General features: G+C 54.4%; 2 tRNA genes and 1 rRNA gene. All 3 read left to right on the forward strand.

Features of this window, described 5'->3' with window-relative positions:
• Window positions 1–398, forward strand: a 16S ribosomal RNA gene (locus WGC32_RS15015); the annotation flags it as partial.
• A 180-nt stretch (window positions 399–578) separates the two neighbouring features.
• Window positions 579–654, forward strand: a tRNA-Ala gene (locus WGC32_RS15020).
• Window positions 655–695: 41 nt separating this feature from the next.
• Window positions 696–772 (forward strand) — tRNA-Ile (locus WGC32_RS15025).
• Window positions 773–1054 lie beyond the last annotated feature (282 nt).

Below are 1054 nucleotides of genomic sequence, written 5' to 3' on the forward strand. Positions count from 1 at the left end.
CACTCTAATAGGACTGCCGTTGACAAAACGGAGGAAGGTGGGGATGACGTCAAATCATCATGCCCCTTATGACCTGGGCCACACACGTACTACAATGGTGATTAACAGAGGGAAGCAAAACCGCGAGGTAGAGCAAACCCCTAAAAATCATCCCAGTTCGGATTGCAGGCTGCAACCCGCCTGCATGAAGCCGGAATTGCTAGTAATCGCGGATCAGCATGCCGCGGTGAATACGTTCCCGGGCCTTGTACACACCGCCCGTCACACCATGAGAGTCGGTAACACCCGAAGTCAGTAGCCTAACCGCAAGGGGGGCGCTGCCGAAGGTGGGATTGATAATTGGGGTGAAGTCGTAACAAGGTAGCCGTATCGGAAGGTGCGGCTGGATCACCTCCTTTCTAAGGAGAACCGGAATCAGCTGACGCAGATTCCAAAAGAACCTTAGATCCTTTTTTGAAGGGTCAGTGACAAGGGAAGGTTCGAAGTTCAAATGTTGTTTGATTTTGAGGGTCCGAAAGGAACCTTGAAAAGCGGAAAGCGAAGAGAGAAGCGGCGGTAAGGCCCCGGACTCCTGCTATGGGGGTGTAGCTCAGCTGGGAGAGCACCTGCCTTGCACGCAGGGGGTCAGGAGTTCGAACCTCCTCATCTCCACCACAGGGAGGCCGAGCAGGCCGAAACACCGCAGCTTTAACTATGGGCTCATAGCTCAGGTGGTTAGAGCGCGCGCCTGATAAGCGCGAGGTCGGTGGTTCGAGTCCACTTGAGCCCACCACCAGCTGCGCTGGGGCAAGACGCGAGGGAGCGCCGAGGGAAACTGAGGTGTAAAGACGCGGCGAAGCTGCCGGCAGAGGCTGAAAGCTTTCCAAAAGCCAAACGGAGAGGCAGAAGGGCTGTGACTTGAAAGAGCCTGAACGCGGGAGACTGCGCTAGGATGATGAAAGAGCCACAGATCGTGTTATGCCCCGCCGCTAGGCGGTGCACCTTGAAAACTGAACAATGAAAACTGCGAATGAGGTAAGTTAAGATTCAAATATCTCGAAAGAGAATTGGGTAA

The organism is Zongyangia acetica (assembly GCF_038739695.1).
GTDB lineage: Bacteria > Bacillota > Clostridia > Oscillospirales > Ruminococcaceae > Zongyangia > Zongyangia gallinarum.